We start from the raw sequence: 20,350 nt of genomic DNA, 5'->3' as shown, positions 1-20,350 counted from the left end.
CATTGGCGAGCGGGCCAGGTCATCGACGCGAAACATACGCGGCGCCACCGATAGAACCACCGGGCGGGGGAGAAGACGCCGCTGCCGGGCCGCGGCGACGCCATCAGGACCGATCGCCGATGCCCTCGTCGCCGGGCTGTGGACGCGTGGCGCTCCGGCGGAACCGGTCACCACTCCTTCTCCGCGACGGCCGAGCGGCCGCAAGATGTTCGCGGCCGCCCGGCGGCACGTCGGCGGCTGCCCGGCGTCTGTTCCTGGAGCCCGGGCGGTTCGCGACCGCCCGGGCTCGCTCCACCGCCAGTGCCGACGTCAGCCGGTGATCTCGATCTTGCCGTTCGTCTCGGCGGACGCCGCGGCCTCGGGCTGCGGGCCACTGCTTCGCTGCGTGATGTTCTTCAGCAGCTCTGCGAGGTCGACTCCGGTGGTGGAGCTGAGGAGTTCGACGCCCTGGGCGACGTTGTAGGCGACCGTGCGGGACAGTTGCGAGGCACCGTCGGTGGAGATCACCGTCATCTTGTCGATGGCGCTGAGCGGCTCGGATGCCTTGGCCACGACCTGGGGCAGGACCTCGACGAGCATCTGCAGTACGGCGGCGTCGCCGTACTGCGCGAACGCGTCGGCCTTCTTCTGCATCGCCTCGGCCTCGGCGGCGCCCCTCGCGCCGATCGCGGCGGCCTCGGCCTCGCCCTCGATACGGACCGCGTCGGCGAGCGCGGCGCGGTGCGCCTTCTCGCCCTCACCGGTCAGCCTCGAGCGCTGGGCGTCCGCCTCGGCCTGCTTGACCAGCGCGACCCGGCGGGCCTCGGCCTCCTGCTCGGCCTGGTACCGGGCGGCGTCGGCGGGCTTGCGGACCTTGGTGTCCAGCTCGCGGTCGGTCAGCGCGGCCTGCCGCTCGGCGACCTTCTCCTGCTCGCTGAGCACCTCCTGGCGGCGGGCCGCCTCGGCCAGCGGACCGGCCGCAGCGGCGCGGGCCGCGGCCTCGTCCGTCTCGGCCTTGATCTCCGCCTGCTTCAGCGCGAAGGTGCGCTGCGCGATCGCGATCTCCTCCTCCGCCTTCAGCCGGGCCTGCTCGGCAGCCCGCCGGGCGACCGCCTCCGCGATGTCCGCCTCCTGCTTGGCGCGGGCGGCCTCCGGGCGGCCGAGGTCCTCCAGGTAGGAGCCCTCGGTGCTGATGTCCTGGATCTGGAAGGCGTCCAGCACCAGACCCTGCCCGGACAGGCTCGCCTCGGCCTCCTCGGCGACCTGGCCGGCGAACGCGGCCCGGTCGCGGATGATGTCCTCCACCGACATCCGGCCGACGATGGCGCGCAGCGCGCCGGAGAGCACCTCCTGGGTGAAGCCGACGATGCCGTCCTGCTGCATCAGGAACCGCTGGGCCGCGGCGCGGATGGAGTCCTCGCTGCCGCCGACCTTGACGATGGCGACGCCTTCCAGGTGGGCCTTGACGCCACGCAGGGTGACGGCGCCGCGCACCGCGACCGGGATGTGCCGCGAGGAGAGGTCGAGGGTGAACTTCTGCTGCACGAAAGGCACGACGAACACTCCGCCGCCGACCACGACCTTCTGGCCGCTGTTGTCGGTGAAGACCCGGCCGGTCTCCGGGGCGGTGGCCGGCTTGCCGCGCCGGCCGGTGACGATGAAAGCCTCACTCGGCCCGGCCACCTTGTACCGGGTGACGACGACCAGGCCGAGCAGCACGAGGAGTACGACGACTCCCACCACGGCGAAGACGACTGGACTCATGGTGATTCCCCCTCAGCCCTCCCAGGGGACGGCGGATCGATACGGGTTCGTATGAAGAAACGGCCACCGGCGCTGCCGGTGCGCCGGGAGTTGCGGCGATGCCGTGCGGGTCAGCGCTCCACAGGGCGTACGGACACCGCTGTCTGAGACAGCGTCCTCTCCACCCAGACCTCGGCCCCGCGGGCGAGGCGAGCCGCTACTCCGTGTCCCCCCACAGCAACCGCATCGCCCTGCGGATTAACGGACCCGCCCTGGAACGAGCGGTGGACAGCGAACTCCCCAGCGAGGGCATGGTGCTCGGCGCGGTCCAAGTACCGCCCGACGGCAGGCCGGTGCTCTTCCTCGCCGATTCCCCCACCACCGGCGGATACCCCGTCATCGGCGTCGTCCCCGAGACCGGTCTGTCCGCCGCTGCCCAGGCCCCGCCGGGCCTTCCCGTCCGCTTCGTGCCGCTGCGGGACCGCCGCCCCGCCGACTGCTCTGGATCACAGCGATCCAGCGGAGGCGGTGACCGAACTCCTTGACGAGGCCGGAGGCCGGGCAGTTTCGTGGCCAGGGTGGTGAGGGTGGTGAGGGCAGTGACCATCTCCATGCGGGCCAGTCGGGCCCCGATGCATGAGTGGATGCCTGCGCCGAAGGCGATGTGGTGTGCTGTGCCGCCGCGGTGGGGGTCGAAGGTGTCGGCCTGAGTGAAGGCGGCCTCGTCGCGGTTCATGGAAGCCAGGAGAAAGCGGACGGGGGTGTTGGGAGGGCTGTCGCTGACAGGGGAGGGCACGACCGCGGACGTCCGTCGACAGCGGAAGACCCCGGCCCGTGAACACGGCTGGGGTCTTCCGCTGTGCGAAGCCGCCGGCGGTGGCGGCGGCTCGGCTCAGTCGGCGGCGAGCAGGTGGGCGGGGGCGATCCGGGACAGCCCCCGGATCGGCACCGTCAGAGCCGCCACCACCAGGGCGGTCGCCGCGAGCGTGGCCAGCAGCGCGGCGCCGGCGACCGGGAACAGGTGACCGTGCAGCACGCCCCGGCCGAGGGTCAGCACCCCAGCCAGACCGGCCCCCGCACCGGACAGGCCGCCCAGCAGAGCCAGTCCGATTCCCTCGTAGAGGGTCAGCTTCGCCAGCTCGCGATTGGTCCAGCCGGTCGCCCGCAACACCGCGAGATCGGCGGCGCGTTCGCGCTGCGAGATGACCAGGACGTCGATGGCGCCGGCGGCGCCCAGCAGCAGGGAGAGGGCGACGCTGAGGTAGTCGGCCTCGCGCGCCTGCGCCACCACGGCACTGCCGAGCAGCGACCCGGCCACCTCGCCCCGGAAGGCAAGCGCCAGGGCGAGCAGCACAGTGAAGGCGGCCACTCCCAGCGCCAGCCCTGCCGCACCCGGCAGCGTGCGGCCCCGCACCCGCAGCAGGTTGAGCATGGCCAGTCCCGCCACCGAATGCACCGGGTGCGCGCGGCGGACCGCCGTCACCGGGGGCCGGACGGCTTCCATCGGTCCCAGCCGGGTGGCGAGCCAGGCGGGGATCAGGCCCGCCGCCGTGGCCAGGAGGAGCGCCACCGGGAGCACGAGCAGTGACTTGGCGCCGGCTTCGGGCTGGCCCAGCACGTACGCGAGCACCGTGCCCACGGCTCCGGCGGCGAGGCCGATCAGCGCCCGTTCGGCGAGGACCAGGCGGAGCACTTCGCCACCGCTCCAGCCGAGGCAGCGCAGCGTGCCGATCTCGGTGCGACGTGAGCGCACCGAGGCCAGCGCCGCCTGGCCGAGGAAGAGCGCGCACACGACGAGGACCAGCTGCACGCCTCTGATCGGCGACTACTACAGCGGTCACCGGCGGGTGAAGTACCTCGCCCTGCAGACCATGTGCGCCTCCGCGTCGGCCACCGTCTTCTTCGTGCTCGGCGGCGCCGCCGGATCGGCGGGCTGGCGCGTGCCCTTCTGGGTCCACGCCGTGAGCCTCGAAGGGGCAGGGCAGGACGCGCACCGCGGCCGATCGGACCGCCTTGCGCGCCAGGCGCTCCTGGATCATCGCGATCCGGCGGGTGCCCTCGACCATGAGGGGCAGCAGTTGGAAGGTCTGCACGGACGCCTCCACCTGGGGACTGATCCCTATCATGCTGAGCTGGCGGGCGGCCGGGGCGTCGTAGGGACGCTGGTAGACGGCCCAGGGCAGACGCCCCAGCTGGTCCAGGGAGAGTTCGTCACCGATCTCGGGGTGATCGTCGGCGACCAGGAACAGCCAGCGGTCCTGGTGGAGGTCGACGGCGGGCAAGCCGTCGATGACGCCGTGCGGCATCAGCAGTCCGTCGACGGTGCTCAGCACCGCGGCGGTGTTCATGGGGCGCCGGTCGAGCCCGGCGACACACGATTGAAGTCCTGGCGCATCTTCCGCAGCTCCAGGTGCGGGCCCGAACCGAATGACGTCAGTCGCCGCGGCTGTCCTCACGCTGGAGCGGCGAGCTGATCGCGCGCCTACGCCGTCGTTACACGCCTCCGGCGACCGCCGCACCCAGATGATCTCCGTCTACGAAAATTTTGCCATAGCCACGCTCACTCGTACGCCGACAACAGGCTCAGCGATTGGAGCTACTGACAGGTGCCAGTACCGGTTGCCATCTTCACGCTGCATTGTCGACACAAGTGTGCGGTGCCATGGCTTGCAGGAACTATCGCGGTACCGAGGAGTCGCAGTGGGGTTCGCCGAACGATTGAAGCGTGATCTCGTCCAGGACGAGAAAGCGCGATTCGTATATATCAATAATTTTGAAGTGGAACGCAGCTGGGCTGTCGGTGAACCCAAACTGCCGGGCGCGGGCATTTCCTTCGCCTCGGCGACGGTCAACCGTATGGAGGAGATGGGCGTCCTGCTCGCCGAGAGCGCGGACATCGTGCTCCTGAAGGCGCCGATGGACAGTGACTATGCCGCGTACCTGCGTGCGGTCGACGCCTCGGCCGGTGAAGTGGTCGCGGTCGAGGCGTCCCTGCCCTCACGCACCGTCACGGAGGACGCGCTGGAATCGCCCCGGACGCTGGACTTCCTGCGCGGGCTGGCGGACGGCCGTACGTACCTTATGCCGATGGGAATTTCCGCAGCCGAGGAACAGCTCTCCGAGGCGGTGGGCCTGCCACTGGCCGGCCCACGTGCAGAGGTCTGCAAGCGGGTGAACGGCAAGATCTACAGCCGTCGTCTGGTCGACTCGCTCGGGCTGGCCGCCGTGCCGGGTGTGGTGTGCGAGACGGTTGCCGAGCTGGCCGCAGCGGTCGAGGCGCAATGTGCCCGCGGCGGGCGGGTGGTGGTGAAGGAGTCGCTGGGTGTATCGGGGCGGGGCATGGTGGTGCTGCCGGACCGGGCAGCCGCTGACCGGCTGCTCCGGCTGATCGGCCGCCGTGGGCAGCAGACGCGGGTGGACATGGTGGTCGAGTCCTGGATCGAAGATGTCACGGATCTCAACTACCAGTTCCTGGTGAGCCGTTCTGGGCAGGTCCGGTTCGAGGCCGTGAAGGAGGCGGTGCTGCACAACAACGTGCACCAAGGACATCGTTTCCCGGTGGATCTTTCCGAGGAGCATCTCGGCACGCTGCATGAGTCGGCCCTTCTGATCGGCCGCGCGCTGCACGCGGACGGCTACTACGGAATTGTCGGCGTGGACGCCATGATCGGCCCGGACGGGGTGTTGTACCCCTGCTTGGAAATCAACGCGCGATTCAACATGTCGACCTATCAGAGCCGAATCGCGGAGCGCTTCCTCTCAGCAGGACGACACGCCATCGCGGCAACCTTCAACCTCAAACCGTCGCGGGCCCACTCCTTTGCCGAGGTTGCCGCCGTCCTGGGCCGATCCATATTCGACGGAACCCATGTTCCGGGCGTTCTCGTCAACAATTTCGCCACGCTGAACGCGGGCATCGGTCCGGGGGACGGTCCGTTCCACGGGCGCATATATGGAATCTGCATCGCCGCCGACGCCGGCTCGGCGCTCGCCTTGCGGAGCCGGACCGAGGAACGACTGCGCACTCTGGTGGCAAGGGGGAGCTCATGAGCATCCAAGGGATCACCTACACAGAGCTGGCGGAGCGCTTCGGCACGCCTCTCTATGTCTACGACGGTGATGTTCTGCTGCGGCGCCTGCGCGAGTTGTCCGAGGCGCTGCATCCCGCACTCGAAATCTTCTTCTCGCTGAAGTCCAACCCTAATGTCAGCGTCTTCAGCACACTCAGGGAGGGCGGCGCGCACGCGGAAGTGTCCTCACTGGTCGAGCTGCGCACCGCGCTGCTGGCCGGAGCTCAGCCGCAGGACATCATCTTCCTCGGGCCCGGCAAGAGCGAGGAGGAACTGAATGCCTGCCTGCGGGCAGGCATCTACGCCATCGTCGCCGAGTCGCTCGACGAGGTGGACCGCATCGAGCGGCTCGCGTCCGAGAGCGGTGTCCGGCAGCGGGTCATGCTCCGGATCAACCCGGCCTTCCTTGCCAGCGGATCCCGGCTGACCATGGGCGGCAAGCCGCGGCAGTTCGGCATCGACGAGGCCCAGGTGCTCGCTGCCGGGGACCTGACGTCGCGTTACCGCCATGTCGAGTTGGCGGGGATCCACGTCTACATGGGCACCCGGATACTCGAGGCCGAGGTGGTCGCGAAGAACACGCGTTACATCCTGGAACTCGCCGATCGCGTCGCGGCGGCCACCGGAATCCGCATGACGGCCGTCGATATCGGCGGCGGCCTGGGGGTGCCCTACTTCGAGGGTGAGGACGACCTCGGTGCGGCGGAGCTGGCCAAGGAACTCAACCCGCAGATCGAGGAGTTCACGCGGAGCCACCCAGATACGCGGCTGCTGATGGAGTCAGGCCGCTATCTGACCGCCCCGGCAGGCATCTACATCGTGTCGGTGCGTTACGTGAAGGAATCGATGGGCGAGATGTTCGCGGTTGCGGACGGCGGCACCAACCACCACATGGCCGCGGTAGGCATCGGCTCGTTCGCCAAACGCAACTTTCCCGTGCGACTGCTCAACCGCGACTCCGGCGAGGAGCTGCAGAGCTGGAACGTCACCGGCCCCCTCTGCACGCCCAACGACACCCTGCTCAAGCGTGCCGCGTTGCCGCCGCTGCACGTGGGTGACCTGCTGGGCGTCGAAAGGTCGGGTGCCTACGGTCCCTCGGCCTCACCCGGCTTCTTCCTCGGACACGGCTTCCCCGCGGAGGTTCTCGTCCGGGACGGCGAGGCGCACCTCGTACGCAGCCGCGATCTGCCTGATGACCTGTTGCGTCAACAACACCTGTACAGCCGACGCGCGTCGTCGGCCGGCACACGAAATGAGGTCTCGTGAACCGTGAGCAGATTGTCGAGCACATTCGGATCGCGCTCTCCAGCGTACTCAACAGGGAGATCGAACAGCTGGAGGAGAACGTCCGCCTTGTCGAGGACCTTTCCCTGGACTCCACCAGCGTCATCGAACTGCTGATGGCCCTGGAGGACACCATGGGCCTGGAGCTGGACGTGGAAGACCTGCAGCCCGAGGTGTTCCAGACCGTCGGGAGTCTGGCCGACTACCTGGCCGCCGAGGTTTCGGGCCTGGTGTCCTGAAGCCGACGGAGGGCGTCAGATGACCGTGATCACTGCTGCCGCACCGGAGGCGTCCTCGTCCTCGGCGACGGCGACCGCCGGGCGCTGCCGGCGGAGGGAGCCGGTATGAGGGTCGGTGTCGACCTGCTCTCCGTCCAGCGGTTCTCCCCGATCGCACGGCACGACCGCTACCGCTCGCTGGTCTTCACCGAGGACGAGCTCGCCCAGGCCTGCACTCTGGGGCCGGAACGCAGCGTGGAGCGGCTGGCGGGCCGATTCTGCGTCAAGGAGGCGACATGCAAGGTCCTCGGACGGGGATTCTGGCAGGGGATCCGTTGGCGGGACATCGAGGTGCTCGGCGACCCCTGGGGGAGACCCGTCGTCACGCTGAGCGGCGGCGCCCGGCGCATCGCCGACGAACTGGGACTGAGTGGCCTGGAAGTCACGCTCACTCATCAAGCGGAGCTTGTGGTGGCGGTGGCGATAGGAGTGGCCGAGAGGCCGGGGGACTGCGACGCACGGTCGCGGAGCTCATGAGCGGCAGCGGCCCTGCCCATTCACATGGCCTGCGACCGACCTGCGCGTCCGCCGCGCCCCGGCCGGCTTCCAGCTGTTCTCTCGCGTTAGGGGGTCCTGAGTGACTGATCGCGACTCGACATCAGAGGTTGATCAGAACGAATTTGTAAACACCTACCTTGCCAAGAACATGCCGTTCGTGGCCAGGGACTGCTTCACGCGCAGCGGGCCGTTGGCTTCGCCGTGGGACCTGGAGCCCCTGGCAGAGAAATTCGGCGCGTACCACGTTCCTGTCTTCGACACCCTGTTCGAGATGCAGCGCTCGATGAGGTTCAGCGACTATGTGTCGGCGATAGCAGCCGAACGGACCGGTGCGAAGCCCGTGTCGTACGTGCGTTGGTACGCCCGCCAGCGCCACTTCCAAATGATATGTGCAGACGAGGCATTCGCAGAACTCGCGGAAAGCTGGACAGCTCCGTCATGGGTCCCGTCGGGGGGCTATGTGTTCCCGCCAATCAAGGAGAATGCTGATCCGGTAAGGGACAGATTTCCCGCGAAGGGCTTCTTCGTCTGCGCCGCAGGAGGCCGTACTCGGCTGCACGTGGATCCCTGGGCCAGCGATGCTGTGCTCTGTCAGGTCACCGGGGCGAAGCGCTTTGTGATGTACCCCCCGAGCGCGGGCGAGTTCCTGTCGGACGGAGATGCCGTCGTCGACCTGGAGGAGCCGGACGACGAGCGGTTTCCCACCTGGAGGGAAGTCCGGCCCGCTGTGGACGTCACCCTTTCCCCGGGTGACGCCATCTATATCCCTGCCGGGTGGTTTCACGCGGCTGTCGCTCTCGCGCCCAGCGTCTCGATAACGTGGAACTTCGTCCATGAAGTAAATGCCGCCCGGTTTGCGGCATATCTTGAGTCCGGCGGCTCCACGGATGCCACGGTCAAGTACTTTCACGCCACCCACGAGGTCGCGCCGGCCTCCTGAACGGCGGGATCGAGCGCGGCAGGGCCGGATCCAGGAGGAGGAGTCACGTGAGCAAGAACGCCCCCACGCTGAAGGAGGAAAAATCCATCCCGACCTTCGAGGCCCCGGTCGACTCCCCGTTCTCGTGGCTGCGGGAGGCGACGGCGGCCATCCGTGACCAGATGCTGGTCCACGGAGCGGTCATAGTCCATGGCCTGCCGATAGACGGACCAGACGGTCTGGCCGAGGCACGGAATTCCCTGGGGGTCGACAACTTCACACCCACTGAGGCGTTCAACCACCGGAGCGACTTCGGCAAACACATCCTTTCACCCATCAGCTGGCCGCTGGACCGGCACATTTGCCCGGTGCAGGAGAGTTCCTTCAGCCGTACCTTCCCCTCGGTCGTGCTCACTGCGTGCGTCACGCCGCCGGACGGCGACGGGCGAGCCTACCTGGGCGATGCCCGCCGGATAGGCCGGCACCTGCCCGCGCACCTCGCCGACCGGGTACGGACGGACGGTTGGACCATGGCCCGGACCTTCCACGCTGGATTTGGCATTTCGTGGCAGGAGGCATTTTCCAGGACGGATCACGCATCCCTTGAGGAGCTTCTCAGGACGGAGGGAATCGAATACGAGTGGCTCCCCAGCGGTGCCCTGCACACCGTGCGGCACCTGCCCGGCTTCATCGACCATCCGGTGACCGGCGATGTCTGCTGGTTCAATCAGCTCTCCTTCCTCAATGCCGGCAGCCTGGAGCCTGCGGAACGCCGGTTCATGGCCAGGGCGTTCGGGAAGTACCTCCCGATGGACTCCTTCTTCGGTGACGGGTCGCCGCTGTCGGAGGAGGATGTGAAGGCCATAGACCATGCCTACGACTCCTCGCGGATCGACGTTCCGTGGCGCCGCGGAGATCTGCTGATCACCGACAACGTCTCCATGGCCCTGGGCCGATCGCCGATCGCGGGCGCCCCTGAATTCCTCGTCGCCCTCGGGCAGGGCTACTGAATCCGCTCATTGTCGCGCGAACATGGGTGATCAAGACATGGAGGGAAAAATTCCCCCGCCGCTGAACAGCATGCGTCGAATCTGTCAACGCGGCCTCGGCGGCATAATACATCCACGTGCGTGCCGAACTCGCCGCGAATGTCCCTACCGGCGTTTTCGGGTGGGTTGCGCCCTCGTTTCATGAAGCACCGAATTTATCCGTTCTTGATTGCTACGGTTCTCGGCGCTCGATAGGTTAATTTCGATCGCGATACGGGGAGGGTTCCTGCATGATGAACCTAAGGCTCGCGAACCCCGGGCTGCACACGGTTCCGGTGGCTGCCGAGGTGCAAGCTTTCGACGCCAAGGTCCGCCCTCGCGTAACGAGGCGGGTGCTCCGGTCGTCGGGATTTGGTCCGAGCCCCTTGCAGTAGGGGACATCTGTGACACGGGGGCGATGCTCTGATGCGCGACAGCCAACCTGCCGACTCAGTCGGCCGTTCGACGGGCTTGTGCGTGAGAAGCCACTTCGAGGCATGCCTCCTTCAATAGATACAGTCGATGACTTCTGCCGTGGACTGGTACTGACGATGGCGAACCGGTTCGAGCGGCTTGAAGGACTTTCATCCGCTTGATCTGATCCGCGTCGGCCGCGCGGAAATTTCAAGCGTCCACGAAAAGCTGCTCGATGCCGGGTCAACTTTCGCATTCCCCCAGGGGAACAAGACGAGGAAGGCTCTCTCGCGTGCGCACTATGGTTGAAGCTGATATAGAAGTGATTGTGAGCTGGTCCAACCCGCGCCACCCCGACGGTCCCCAGTTCACGGAGCAGAGCAGAATGAGGGCCGGCGATCGACTGAGTTTCGGCAGGGTGAGTGGTACCGGAAAACTGCAACCAGGCGCCGCACCCGGCATTGGTGCGTTCGAGGTTTCCGACCGCCACCTCCTCTTCTCGAACCTCACTGCAAGCACTACCTTCGCGATCGAGAACCTGGAAGGCGGCACGGAACTCGTAAAAGCGCGCCCCCGACAATTGGACATGGTAATCCCGTTCGAGATGTCACGCATCCTGATACCTACCGGTACGAGCGTAAGCGAAATCACCGTCTTCGCTTCCCCGCCGGTCCTGCTTCGATCCGACCAGGCCACCACGTTTTCCGCCTCCGCCGTATCCAAGCTGGATACGACAAGTAAGTATTTCGCCGTTCTCGTCGCGCTGTGTGAGCCACGGTTGCGCGGTTCGTCCATGGCGGCCGTACCGTCCGTTCAGGAAGTGGCCGAAAGACTCAAGCGGACCAAGCAATTCAGGGGCGCGAACCGGAGCAGCATCAACTACCACATCGACTATCTGGCCGACCGGAAGCTCCCGGTCAGCCAGTGGGCCAAATATGTGGACGAGGGTCGCATGCACTCCAAGCGCGAAGCCCTGGTCGCGTTCGCACTCCGCTTCGACCTGGTGCGAGAGGAACACCTCAGTCTGCTCCCCGACCTCAAGTACGCGAGGGTCCTGCGTCGGTGAACCGCGGGTCTCCCTGTCAGCCCGGTCGCAGGCCAGGCGCGATTCCATGAAGGTTCTTCACCCAGATAGGATGCATTTATGGAGCCTGCACCTCTGAAGGTCGGGACCTGGAATATCGGGGGAGGGATCCTCGGCGAGTCCCATCAGCGAGGCGTGGATCCATCACTCGATCGTTATGCGTCAGTCCTGGAGGAATGCGGGCCCGACGTGCTGTGTCTGCAGGAGGCGCACGATTACCACGGACGTCAGGTGGGCCAGGCGGAATGGCTGGCGAAGCATCTGGGGTATCCGTACTTCGCGTCCTTCCCGACAAGCAGGTCCCACATGGTGGAGAACGCTTCCCTGGCGCTGGGGATCGTGTCCCGGTTCCCCATCCGGGATGCCGTGTACAAGCAGTTCCCGAATCCCCGGCTCCGGGTCGTCGGCCCGAACGGCGAGAACTGGGAGCTGCACGACAAGGGTTATGTGGTCGGCCAGTTGGATCTGGGCTGGGGAACGCTCGGACTGGTCAATGGGCACTGCTTTCCGCTCCAGCACTTCGGAATAAGCCCGACCGAGCCGGTTTTTGCGCAGATGTGGCGCATGCTGACGGCCGACCTGCTGGCCGTCGGCGCCGCCGGTCCAGCACTCGCCGCCGTCGACCTGAACTACGCGCGGATCAGGGACCTGCTGGTCGATGTTCTGCGTCCGGGGCGTTATTTCAACGCATTCGACGGCACCCCCACAACGCCCCAGGGCGTACAGAAGGACTACATTCTCTACGGGGAATCGATCCGGTTGCTCACCACCACGGTGGCGTCGACCGGTTCGGACCATTCATATTGCCAAGCAAGTTTTCTGATGTAGCTCCGGCGGGACGTACGGCTCCATGACTGCACGTGACATGAGCAACCGGCTGCGAGAGGGATCTGAATGGGAATGCACGATGCGCGAAGTCACCGGCCTGTCGTCGCTGTCGTAGGTCTTGGCATAGCCGGTTCGCTTGCGGTGGTGCATCTGTGTGATGGATCGTCGAGCCATCCTCAGAATGTGCCGATAGAACTGCTCCTCATAGATCCGGGCGTTGTGGCCGGAACCATTCGACCTCATCGAGACTCGGGGCAGCGCCTGCTGAGCGCGCATGTCGAGGACATGAGCTGCTATGAGAGAGAAGCCGACCACTTTGCGCGTTGGCTGTGCCGGCGTGGTGAATGCCCGTCGCAGACCGGTCTGACGCCCACCTGGTATCGCTACCAGAATTACCTTGCGCACACCGTCGGCGAGTCGATCATCCAGGCGACCGGCTCTGCGACTGTGCGGAGAATCAAGAACCGTGTGGAGCAGATCGAAAAAACGGATGAGTCCGGGTATGCGCTCTATTTGGACAACGGTGAGCTCTGTCGGGTGGATTCCGTGGTCATGGCGACCGGACTGAGATGCGCCTGGGAGCCGAAGGACGGTGATCGGTGGGCATCGCGGTCCGTCGACGGTGACGTTTCTGAGCCCCGTGGCAGCGAGACGGGATGGGGACCTCACGCGCACTTCCTGCCGGATCACCGTGAAATGCGATCGTCCGCTCCCGTGGACTGTGTGCCGCTTCTACGCCGAGAAGCGGCGAAGGTTGCCGCTTCGGTACTCGCGGTCCGGGCGTCGTGAACAGGACCGGATGGGGCGTCAGTCCTCGGCGTCCGCGGGAGGGTGATCAATGAGCGGCGTGCACTCCTCTCCAGATGTGCGTGTTCTCGGTCGGGACCCCCATCTGGACGTACTCGAGTCGGAAGGCGTACATATCCTCCGCGAGGTGGCCGGCGAGTTCGAGCGGCCGGTGATCCTCTTCTCGGGTGGCAAGGACTCCATGGTCATGCTGCACCTCGCGTTGAAGGCCTTCACGCCGGCCCCGCTGCCGTTCGGGCTGCTGCATGTCGACACGGGGCACAATTTTCCCGAGGTGCTGTCCTTTCGGGACCGTGTCGTCAAGCAACACGGGGTGCGGTTGCACGTCGCCTCCGTACAGGAGTTCATCGATCGCGGAGAGCTGCGGGAGCGCCCGGACGGCACCCGTAATCCGCTGCAGACACAGCCGCTCCTGGCCGCCATAGAGACGGGCCGGTACGACGCGGTGTTCGGCGGCGGACGGCGCGACGAGGAGAAGGCCCGGGCCAAGGAACGGGTGTTCTCGCTGCGCGACCAGTTCGGCGGCTGGGATCCCCGCAAGCAGCGCCCCGAGCTGTGGCAGCTGTACAACGGACGGCACGCTCCCGGCGAGCACGTACGGGTCTTCCCGCTGTCCAACTGGACCGAGCTGGACGTGTGGCAGTACATCGCCCGCGAGGGCATCGAGCTGCCTCGGATCTACTTCGCGCATGAGCGTGAGGTGTTCCGGCGCTCGGGGATGTGGCTGACCGCGGGCGAGTGGGGCGGCCCGAAGGAGGGCGAACCGACAGAGGTCCGACTGGTGCGCTACCGCACCGTCGGCGACATGTCCTGTACCGGTGCCGTGGACTCCGAGGCCACCACGCTGGACGAAGTGATCACCGAGATCGCGGCTTCCCGGCTCACCGAACGGGGTGCGACGCGTGCCGACGACAGACTTTCCGACGCCGCGATGGAGGACCGCAAGCGTGACGGCTACTTCTGACCGGCCACGCTACGGCGCCGAGGCCGACGCTTCGGGCGCTCCTTTCGTACAAGTCCCATCCACGCGATACGTCTCGTCTCTTGGAGAGTGCTGATATGCAGCAAGCGCCGGCCGTCCTCCACCTTGGCTGGATGTACCCGGCCATCGCCGCGCTCATCCGCTCCGGGGCGGCCGTGACCTGCGCGGTGAAACCCGCCGACGCACCGGCCGTCCGCGCGATGGGCGCACGCGCGGTGGTGGTGTCCGATCCGGCCCGCAGCACCGATGTGCTGGCCGGACTCGACCGGGCCGGCCTGGCCCCCGATGTCTTCGACGTCGTGTGCAGCGGGATGGAGTTCTGCCTCCTCGACGCGGCGGCGGTCTCGGGCGACGCGACAGCGATCGCCCGGGCGCTGGCGATGCGCGACAAATTCATCCAGAAGCGTGCCGTCCGGGAGGCCGGGGTGCGGACCGCCGACTGCGCCGTGCTGGAGGCGCCCGGTGCCGCGGCCGTACTGCCGTCGTTCCCACAGGTGCTCAAGCCACTGGACGGCGCCGGGGCCCGGAACACGTTTCTGGTCGCCGACGAGCAGGACCTGGCCGCCGTCCTCCGGCAGCCGGTGGTCGCCGCCACCGGCGGGCCCTGGCTGTTGGAGGAGTACGTGCCCGGCGTCGAGTTCCAGGTCGACGGGTTCGTGGAGGGCGGGGAGCTGCGGCTGTTGTCGATCTCCCGGTACGTGCAGAACCTGATCGAGGTGCACAGCGGCGGGCTGGTGGCCAACATCGTGCTGCCGCCACGCGCTCACCCGGAGCTGTACGCGAAGGTCGGGGCGCTGGCCGAAGCGGCTTTCAAGGCGCTCGGGCACCACGACGGGATCTTCCACCTGGAGGTTTTCCAGCACGCCGAGGACGGAGACATCGTATTCGGCGAATGCGGGGCGCGCGTGGGCGGAGGCCGGACCGACGAGGTCATCGAGCGTGCCTTCGGCGTCCGGCTGCACGACGTGTGGGCCAGGCTGGCGACCGGCCGTCCCTCCGGCGTCACCGGTTTCCCCGGCCACGTCGACGGCACAGTGTTCGGCGGCATGCTCCTGTCCGCACAACCGGGCCTCATACGCGCCGTGCCCTCCGACCGCGAGGTCCTGGACCGGCCCGGCGTGGTGTACTCCGAGGTCACCGCCGGTCCCGGCACGGTCCTGCCCGACACCACCGAGGGCACGCATCTGTGGGCCGGTCTCGCGGTCGTCTCCGGGGCGGACGAACAGGAGGTCGAGGACCGCATGCGACGGCTCGCCGACTGGTTCACCGCGCGGGTCGTCTACGAGGCGGCCGACTGAGCGAGCCGCGCTCTTCCCGGGGAGCCTCCCCGTATCGGCGGCCGAGGGGCGCGTCGATGAGCGCGCCACCGCGCTGCCCATGGCTCGCAGACGGTGGCGGAAGACCACAACTGCGAAGGACCTTTCTGATGTCCAGGACCACCGCGGCCGAGCAGCTTCCGGCCACCACCCTGCTGCGGTTCGCCACCGCGGGCTCCGTCGACGACGGCAAGTCCACCCTCGTGGGACGGCTGCTGCACGACTCCAAGTCGGTCCTCGCCGACCAGTTGGAGGCCGTCGAGCGCGTCTCGAAGAGCCGCGGTCAGGAGGCCCCGGACCTGGCGCTGCTCACCGACGGCCTGCGCGCCGAGCGCGAACAGGGCATCACCATCGACGTGGCCTACCGCTACTTCGCCACCCCGAAGCGCCGGTTCATCCTCGCCGACACCCCCGGCCACGTGCAGTACACCCGCAACATGGTCACCGGCGCCTCCACCGCCGACCTCGCCCTCGTCCTGGTCGACGCCCGCAAAGGCGTCGTCGAACAAACCCGCCGCCACGCCGCGATCGCCGCGCTGCTGCGGGTGCCGCACGTGGTGCTGGCCGTGAACAAGATGGACCTCGTCGGCTACGAGGAGGCCGTTTTCGCGGCGATCGCCGAGGAGTTCACCGAGTACGCCTCGGCGCTGGGGAGCCGCGAGATCACGGCGATCCCCATCTCGGCGCTGGTGGGCGACAACGTGGTGGAGCCTCACGCCCACATGGACTGGTACGACGGTCCGACCGTGCTGGAACACCTGGAAACGGTACCGGTCAGCGACGGCCTGACCGCCTGCCAAGCACGGTTCCCCGTGCAGTACGTGATCCGCGCGCAGACCAGCGAGCACACCGACTATCGCGGCTGCGCCGGCCAGCTCGTCACCGGCACCTTCCGCATCGGCGAGGCCGTCACCCTGTTGCCCTCGGGACGTACGACGAAGATCATGGGCATCGACCGGCTCGGCGAGGCGGTCGACGTGGCGTGCGCCCCGCAGTCGGTGACGGTGCTCCTGGAGGACGACATCGACGTCTCGCGCGGCGACCTCATCGTGCCCACGGCGGATGCGCCCGCCCTCACCCAGGACATCGAGGCCACCGTCTGCCACGTCGCCGACACCTCACTGACGGTGGGGCAGCGGGTGTTGCTCAAGCACGCGACTCGCATCGTCAAGGCGATCGTCAGGGAGATCCCCTCCCGGCTGACCCTGGAGGACCTCTCCGACCACCTCAGCCCGAGGCTGCTGAGGGCGAACGACATCGGCCGGGTGCATGTGCGCACCGCGGAACCACTGCCCATGGACGCCTACGCCGACTCCCCCCGGACCGGATCCTTCCTGCTCATCGATCCGGCCGACGGCACCACGCTCACCGCCGGCATGGCGGGCACCGCCTTCACGGCCCCTGCCGTGCAGACCGTGCAGGGCGACGAGGGGTGGGGGTTCTGAGCTGAGCCGGGCGCGTTCGCCGCCCTCGCCGACGTGGCCGCCGACACGGCTCAGGGGTGATGCGTGCGTCGGCCGGTCGGCGGCGGGGCGGTCTCGGTTCGGGGCGGCGGTCCTGACCGTCCGGCACCAGCCGGTGGGTCACGTGCCCTTCGGCGTCAGCGGGTCGCAGGCCAGGCGACGTTGTCGAGGAACTGCTCCACCGCTGTCGCCACCTCGCCGAGCACATCGGCGGATTCCTTGAGGGGACGACCGGGCACGAACATGCTGTGATCGGCGCCGGCGACCTCGACCACATGCGGAGTGAGCGACCGGGCGATGTCACCGTCCCAGAACTCGTCGGCTGTCCCGCCGACGAGCAGGAAGGGCGCGGCGCTCTGCTCCAGCCCCTTGATGATCTTCTCAGCGACCGGTGAGTTGGCCAGAAACGGCGTGAACCAGATGGCAGGCAGACTGTGTTCGGCCGCCACGGGTGCCGCTCGACAGCCGAGCGACTTGGCGATGATCACCGTGTCGCCGGCGCCGACTGCCGTCAGTTCTTTGACCGCTGAGGTCACCCGCGCGATGATCATTGCGTCTACGTCATCAGAGTCCAGGTCCCCGGCGCCGAGATCCCACTCGACCGGGTACATGAACGCCTCGCGGCGTGCCGCCGCCTCCCGGTTGAACATCAGCAGTGACGTGCCCGGACCGTAGACCCTGCCGGGCGCTATGACCACAGACCGCCTGTTGGGCTTGCTGTTCTCGTCCGTCATTTCCTCATCCTGTTTCTACGCGATGGCTCGGGTTCGACAGGGGCGGGTGGTCAGCCATCTGGGCCCCGGCGGGCGAGCCGCTTCGTTTCGTCGATGCCGAGGACACCGTTGGAATTCTCCGTGAAGACGGCGCCCCGGATGGCTTTGGGCGCCTCCGACGTCCTGCCGTAGCGCAGGTGGTTGATTCCCCGGGCCTGTGCGTACTGGAACGGCTGGTGGAAACCCACGCTGATGTACACCGCAAGGTGTTCTTCATCGTTCTCGCCGGACAGCCCGAATTCGCACACCTCCATCTCGTCCGCCCACACCACGGCTGTCGCCACACCGCACAAGGTGGGCGACCGAGCGGTGAACACAAGGACGTCGACGTCAGGATTTTCCTGCAGATCGGAATAGCGGAAATCCACGAACTCGGGTGGCTCAGGGTCGCCTTTGGCGGTGTGCTGGCGGGAAATCAGTTCGGCAGCCCAGGGGCGGGCTTCGTCCCAGGACAACGCCCCGCCGCCCGCCACTCCATCTGTCACCGGTGTCGCCGCGATCCTGCGTCGGTCCTGGCGGAACGTCCTCCGCACCCGGCGGGGAAGTCTGTTCTCCCACTCAGGATCGGCCAGACCGAACACGTGGGCCTCACGTGGCAGTTCGACCCAGGCGATGAGGTCATCGGTGGCCGCGTCCAGCGCCTTCCGGGCATCGGCGTGCATGTAGGGGAACACCAGACAGCGGTCTTCGTCCGCGGCGATCCGGGCGAGTTCGACCAGGAGACTTCGCAGAGTGTCCGGTGTCCTGGATTCCACGTCGACGTGCAGACCGGTGCGCCGGTCGCCGCATCCGCCGACCAGCAGCGACGCCTGGGGTGTGCAGTCGTCTCCGGCTCCGTCCGGCAGGCCCCATGAACGCGGGTCGTATCTGGGGTCCGGCCATGAGCTCATGCGGGACCGGTAGACCGGGATGGCCGCCCTCAGCCGGTCGTCGTCGGTCCACCAGAGGTAGCGGCTGATCCACCTGGGGTCCTGCTCCTTCTGAAGCAGGCGGGTGTACGAGGACGCGAAACCAGCGGTTGTGTCGAGAGCGTCGAACTGCTTCTGGTCGAAGTCCGCGACAGCCGAGGTGAAGCCGATCGCCATGTATCCAGCCCTCCGTGATCCGGTGTCCAAGGTGCCGGCACATCCGTTCCCCGGCCGTCCTGGAGGCGCCGTCGGGGCGTGAACCCCGCCTGCCACCGCGCCGAGGGGTGCTGCCGAGAGACGGCCCAGGCCGGCCGGCGACGGCAGGCAGTTCGGACAGGAGGAGCCCAGGAGCACTCTGCAAGAGGATCGGCTGCGGGTGTGACTCTGCTCCGGGGCGGCGGGCTACAGGTTCATCTTCTGAAGGACGTGCAGCGACCCCTCGATGTGCTGCTCGTTGAAGACCGCGGAGCTGTTGACGTGCGGCAGGGGCGCCTCCGGGACGGGAACGTCCAGGAAGGCGCAGAGCGGCTCCCAGCCGTCCTTCGGCGACCATTCCAGCAGTCGCTCGGCTGGAATGTGTGCGCGCACCTCCTTGATGTGCCGCTCCATACCCGCGGCCACGACGTCCTCGTCGAAGACCTCGGGGTTGGGGCCGAACAGCTCGGCCCGGTTGTACATGCCCCGCAGCATCGCCGTGTGCCGACGGATGTCGGGATCGGCGGCCTCCACGGCCGCTGCCAGGTGACGGCCCACCGTGTCGCCGTACGTAAGGCCCCAGATCGTGTCCCGGATACTGCGGGCCCACGAGTGCCCGTCTCTCACACTGAGCAGGACCTTCGCTTCCGGATAAGCCTCGGCCAATTCCCGGTAATAGAACGATGCCGGGTAATCCACCGCCGCCGAGAATCCAGAGAATATCGCTTCCCAGTCCGGGGCGCCCTCGTAGGCGGATATCCACTTGGACATGTGGTTGTGATCGGTGGGTATCGAGACCATGTGATAGCAGGGGCCGAATCCCAGCATTTCAAGCGCGATCTTCTGAGTGAGCGTCGCAGTGCGCGGCAGGCCCGCCCCAATGATCTTCATGTAACCTACTCACACTCGGCGTGAATGATATGGTCATGATCTACTCCTGTGCCAAGCACAATAGACGGCGCCCATGAAATGGTGTACTGACAGGTGCCAGTACCGGAGTGCTTCCTATTCGCTCCGCGGAGAACAGAAGCGCGTCGTATTTCGCAGGGGCGGTTCTGGAAACCGAAGATTCAGGCCAGGTTTCGCCGGTCGAGAACCTGTGATGCGCCCAACCGGTCGGGACTTCAGATCTCCCCGAGTGGCCGGAGAAATCCACGCAGAACGCCTTCACCGGCGGGTGGCCGACGCGGTCCACGGCGGCGGCCGCCGGAGAACCGGGCTTCGCCGCCCCGGAAGACGATCTCGCGGTGGATCTGTTCGACGGGCCGGCGGAAGACGCCGAAGCCGTCGCGGATCTCGTCGCGGCCGGCATCACCGGCCCACAGCTGCCGCACTGGCCGAGGACACGAGTCGACCGGATGTCCGCGCGGGCGCGCGGCGTCGGCAAGCCCTGACTGCTGTCAGTACACGCGCATCGTGCCGACCGCTAACTTGCATTCCGCCGCCTTGAACGACGTGCACACCGGAGAGCACGCGGCGATGCTGTGGAGTTCCGACAGGAACCTACGTTATGGGGAGAGATGTCAGAACGTACCGTAATCCTGACCAACATATGGCAGCAGGTTCTCGGCAACCCCAACCTCGACGAGAACTCTGATCACTTCGAGAGCGGTGGGACGTCGCTGCACATATTGCAGATCATCGGTGAAATCCACCGAGCTTTCGGTGTCGAGGTGAAGCTGCGTGACGTATTCTCCCACGCTTCGCCGCGAAGCCTCTCGGATTTCCTGGAGGGCAAGCTGGTGCCGGAATCGGCAAGCGGGCCTGATATCAACCGCTGA

At 67.1% G+C, this 20,350-nt stretch carries 19 protein-coding genes and 3 pseudogenes; 16 read left to right on the top strand and 6 right to left on the bottom strand.

Annotated features, from left to right (window positions below; all coding sequences use genetic code 11):
* Nucleotides 1-309: 309 nt before the first annotated feature.
* On the bottom strand, nucleotides 310-1,743 hold the full coding sequence (locus RKD20_RS11425) for a flotillin family protein (protein ID WP_424877642.1): 1,434 nt from the start codon (nucleotides 1,741-1,743) through the stop codon (nucleotides 310-312).
* Nucleotides 1,744-1,940: 197 nt separating this feature from the next.
* Between RKD20_RS11425 and RKD20_RS11420 the strand changes: the two are divergent.
* Nucleotides 1,941-2,267 (top strand): annotated as a pseudogene (locus RKD20_RS11420) (hypothetical protein); the annotation flags it as partial.
* 50 nt (nucleotides 2,268-2,317) lie between these two features.
* Here RKD20_RS11420 and RKD20_RS11415 read toward each other — a convergent pair.
* Both RKD20_RS11415 and RKD20_RS11410 read right to left on the bottom strand, forming a co-directional pair.
* Nucleotides 2,318-2,518 (bottom strand): annotated as a pseudogene (locus RKD20_RS11415) (cytochrome P450); the annotation flags it as partial.
* Nucleotides 2,519-2,614: 96 nt separating this feature from the next.
* Complete coding sequence (locus tag RKD20_RS11410) at nucleotides 2,615-3,475, bottom strand: FtsX-like permease family protein (RefSeq protein WP_424877641.1); 861 nt, start codon at nucleotides 3,473-3,475, stop codon at nucleotides 2,615-2,617.
* Nucleotides 3,476-3,521: 46 nt separating this feature from the next.
* On the opposite strand from RKD20_RS11410, the pseudogene RKD20_RS11405 reads away from it, so the two are divergent.
* The 13 genes and pseudogenes from RKD20_RS11405 to RKD20_RS11345 form a co-directional block, all read left to right on the top strand.
* A pseudogene (locus tag RKD20_RS11405) lies at nucleotides 3,522-3,692 on the top strand (MFS transporter); the annotation flags it as partial.
* Nucleotides 3,693-4,422: 730 nt separating this feature from the next.
* The gene (locus RKD20_RS11400) at nucleotides 4,423-5,772 is read left to right on the top strand and encodes an ATP-grasp domain-containing protein (protein WP_424877640.1); all 1,350 of its coding nucleotides are present in this window, start codon (nucleotides 4,423-4,425) and stop codon (nucleotides 5,770-5,772) included.
* Nucleotides 5,769-7,058: a diaminopimelate decarboxylase gene (lysA, locus tag RKD20_RS11395; protein ID WP_424877639.1), complete on the top strand. Its 1,290-nt coding sequence runs from the start codon at nucleotides 5,769-5,771 to the stop codon at nucleotides 7,056-7,058. The genes RKD20_RS11400 and lysA overlap by 4 nt, the downstream gene beginning before the upstream one ends.
* A complete protein-coding gene (locus tag RKD20_RS11390) occupies nucleotides 7,055-7,315 on the top strand; it encodes an acyl carrier protein (RefSeq protein ID WP_424877638.1) in 261 nt (86 codons plus the stop codon). Before lysA ends, RKD20_RS11390 begins: the two co-directional genes overlap by 4 nt.
* A gap of 105 nt (nucleotides 7,316-7,420) precedes the next feature.
* Nucleotides 7,421-7,831 (top strand): holo-ACP synthase, encoded by a 411-nt coding sequence (acpS, locus tag RKD20_RS11385; RefSeq protein WP_424877637.1) that lies wholly within the window; start codon nucleotides 7,421-7,423, stop codon nucleotides 7,829-7,831.
* Between the two features lie 100 nt (nucleotides 7,832-7,931).
* The gene (locus tag RKD20_RS11380; protein WP_424877636.1) at nucleotides 7,932-8,792 is read left to right on the top strand and encodes a cupin-like domain-containing protein; all 861 of its coding nucleotides are present in this window, start codon (nucleotides 7,932-7,934) and stop codon (nucleotides 8,790-8,792) included.
* Nucleotides 8,793-8,839: 47 nt separating this feature from the next.
* Nucleotides 8,840-9,781 carry a TauD/TfdA family dioxygenase gene (locus RKD20_RS11375; protein WP_424877635.1) on the top strand — a complete coding sequence of 314 codons (942 nt, stop codon included), beginning with the start codon at nucleotides 8,840-8,842 and terminating at the stop codon, nucleotides 9,779-9,781.
* Between the two features lie 733 nt (nucleotides 9,782-10,514).
* Nucleotides 10,515-11,279: a hypothetical protein gene (locus RKD20_RS11370; protein WP_424883199.1), complete on the top strand. Its 765-nt coding sequence runs from the start codon at nucleotides 10,515-10,517 to the stop codon at nucleotides 11,277-11,279.
* A 78-nt stretch (nucleotides 11,280-11,357) separates the two neighbouring features.
* Nucleotides 11,358-12,125 (top strand): endonuclease/exonuclease/phosphatase family protein, encoded by a 768-nt coding sequence (locus RKD20_RS11365; protein WP_424877634.1) that lies wholly within the window; start codon nucleotides 11,358-11,360, stop codon nucleotides 12,123-12,125.
* A 66-nt stretch (nucleotides 12,126-12,191) separates the two neighbouring features.
* Nucleotides 12,192-12,914, top strand: a complete 723-nt coding sequence (locus RKD20_RS11360; RefSeq protein WP_424877633.1) for an FAD/NAD(P)-binding protein — start codon at nucleotides 12,192-12,194, stop codon at nucleotides 12,912-12,914.
* A gap of 49 nt (nucleotides 12,915-12,963) precedes the next feature.
* On the top strand, nucleotides 12,964-13,896 hold the full coding sequence (gene cysD, locus RKD20_RS11355; RefSeq protein WP_424877632.1) for a sulfate adenylyltransferase subunit CysD: 933 nt from the start codon (nucleotides 12,964-12,966) through the stop codon (nucleotides 13,894-13,896).
* 95 nt (nucleotides 13,897-13,991) lie between these two features.
* On the top strand, nucleotides 13,992-15,212 hold the full coding sequence (locus RKD20_RS11350; RefSeq protein WP_424877631.1) for an ATP-grasp domain-containing protein: 1,221 nt from the start codon (nucleotides 13,992-13,994) through the stop codon (nucleotides 15,210-15,212).
* Nucleotides 15,213-15,340: 128 nt separating this feature from the next.
* The gene (locus RKD20_RS11345) at nucleotides 15,341-16,675 is read left to right on the top strand and encodes a sulfate adenylyltransferase subunit 1 (RefSeq protein ID WP_424877630.1); all 1,335 of its coding nucleotides are present in this window, start codon (nucleotides 15,341-15,343) and stop codon (nucleotides 16,673-16,675) included.
* Between the two features lie 155 nt (nucleotides 16,676-16,830).
* On the opposite strand, the gene RKD20_RS11340 is transcribed toward RKD20_RS11345, so the two are convergent.
* From RKD20_RS11340 to RKD20_RS11330, 3 genes are all read right to left on the bottom strand, one after another.
* Nucleotides 16,831-17,343 carry an alpha/beta hydrolase gene (locus RKD20_RS11340; protein ID WP_424877629.1) on the bottom strand — a complete coding sequence of 171 codons (513 nt, stop codon included), beginning with the start codon at nucleotides 17,341-17,343 and terminating at the stop codon, nucleotides 16,831-16,833.
* A gap of 134 nt (nucleotides 17,344-17,477) precedes the next feature.
* The gene (locus RKD20_RS11335; RefSeq protein ID WP_424877628.1) at nucleotides 17,478-18,551 is read right to left on the bottom strand and encodes a hypothetical protein; all 1,074 of its coding nucleotides are present in this window, start codon (nucleotides 18,549-18,551) and stop codon (nucleotides 17,478-17,480) included.
* Nucleotides 18,552-18,776: 225 nt separating this feature from the next.
* On the bottom strand, nucleotides 18,777-19,460 hold the full coding sequence (locus RKD20_RS11330; protein ID WP_424877627.1) for a sulfotransferase family protein: 684 nt from the start codon (nucleotides 19,458-19,460) through the stop codon (nucleotides 18,777-18,779).
* 356 nt (nucleotides 19,461-19,816) lie between these two features.
* Between RKD20_RS11330 and RKD20_RS11325 the strand changes: the two genes are divergently transcribed.
* Both RKD20_RS11325 and RKD20_RS11320 read left to right on the top strand, forming a co-directional pair.
* Nucleotides 19,817-19,963: a hypothetical protein gene (locus tag RKD20_RS11325; protein WP_424877626.1), complete on the top strand. Its 147-nt coding sequence runs from the start codon at nucleotides 19,817-19,819 to the stop codon at nucleotides 19,961-19,963.
* A gap of 126 nt (nucleotides 19,964-20,089) precedes the next feature.
* Nucleotides 20,090-20,350 (top strand): acyl carrier protein, encoded by a 261-nt coding sequence (locus RKD20_RS11320; RefSeq protein ID WP_078612757.1) that lies wholly within the window; start codon nucleotides 20,090-20,092, stop codon nucleotides 20,348-20,350.

This window comes from Streptomyces sp. SLBN-8D4 (assembly GCF_049739545.1).
Lineage (GTDB): Bacteria > Actinomycetota > Actinomycetes > Streptomycetales > Streptomycetaceae > Streptomyces > Streptomyces canus_C.
The sequence above is the reverse complement of the archived record's forward strand: the minus strand, read 5'-3'. Positions and strand labels throughout refer to the sequence as shown.

Excerpts from the sequence above, each read along its gene's own strand:
- RKD20_RS11365 (WP_424877634.1), top strand. The coding sequence starts at position 11,358 with ATGGAGCCTGCACCTCTGAAGGTCGGGACCTGGAATATCGGGGGAGGG.
- lysA (WP_424877639.1), top strand. The coding sequence starts at position 5,769 with ATGAGCATCCAAGGGATCACCTACACAGAGCTGGCGGAGCGCTTCGGC.
- cysD (WP_424877632.1), top strand. The coding sequence starts at position 12,964 with ATGAGCGGCGTGCACTCCTCTCCAGATGTGCGTGTTCTCGGTCGGGAC.
- RKD20_RS11330 (WP_424877627.1), bottom strand. The coding sequence starts at position 19,460 with ATGAAGATCATTGGGGCGGGCCTGCCGCGCACTGCGACGCTCACTCAG.
- RKD20_RS11370 (WP_424883199.1), top strand. The coding sequence starts at position 10,515 with ATGGTTGAAGCTGATATAGAAGTGATTGTGAGCTGGTCCAACCCGCGC.
- RKD20_RS11320 (WP_078612757.1), top strand. The coding sequence starts at position 20,090 with ATGTCAGAACGTACCGTAATCCTGACCAACATATGGCAGCAGGTTCTC.
- RKD20_RS11340 (WP_424877629.1), bottom strand. The coding sequence starts at position 17,343 with ATGTTCAACCGGGAGGCGGCGGCACGCCGCGAGGCGTTCATGTACCCG.
- RKD20_RS11345 (WP_424877630.1), top strand. The coding sequence starts at position 15,341 with ATGTCCAGGACCACCGCGGCCGAGCAGCTTCCGGCCACCACCCTGCTG.
- acpS (WP_424877637.1), top strand. The coding sequence starts at position 7,421 with ATGAGGGTCGGTGTCGACCTGCTCTCCGTCCAGCGGTTCTCCCCGATC.
- RKD20_RS11350 (WP_424877631.1), top strand. The coding sequence starts at position 13,992 with ATGCAGCAAGCGCCGGCCGTCCTCCACCTTGGCTGGATGTACCCGGCC.
- RKD20_RS11335 (WP_424877628.1), bottom strand. The coding sequence starts at position 18,551 with ATGGCGATCGGCTTCACCTCGGCTGTCGCGGACTTCGACCAGAAGCAG.
- RKD20_RS11360 (WP_424877633.1), top strand. The coding sequence starts at position 12,192 with ATGGGAATGCACGATGCGCGAAGTCACCGGCCTGTCGTCGCTGTCGTA.
- RKD20_RS11425 (WP_424877642.1), bottom strand. The coding sequence starts at position 1,743 with ATGAGTCCAGTCGTCTTCGCCGTGGTGGGAGTCGTCGTACTCCTCGTG.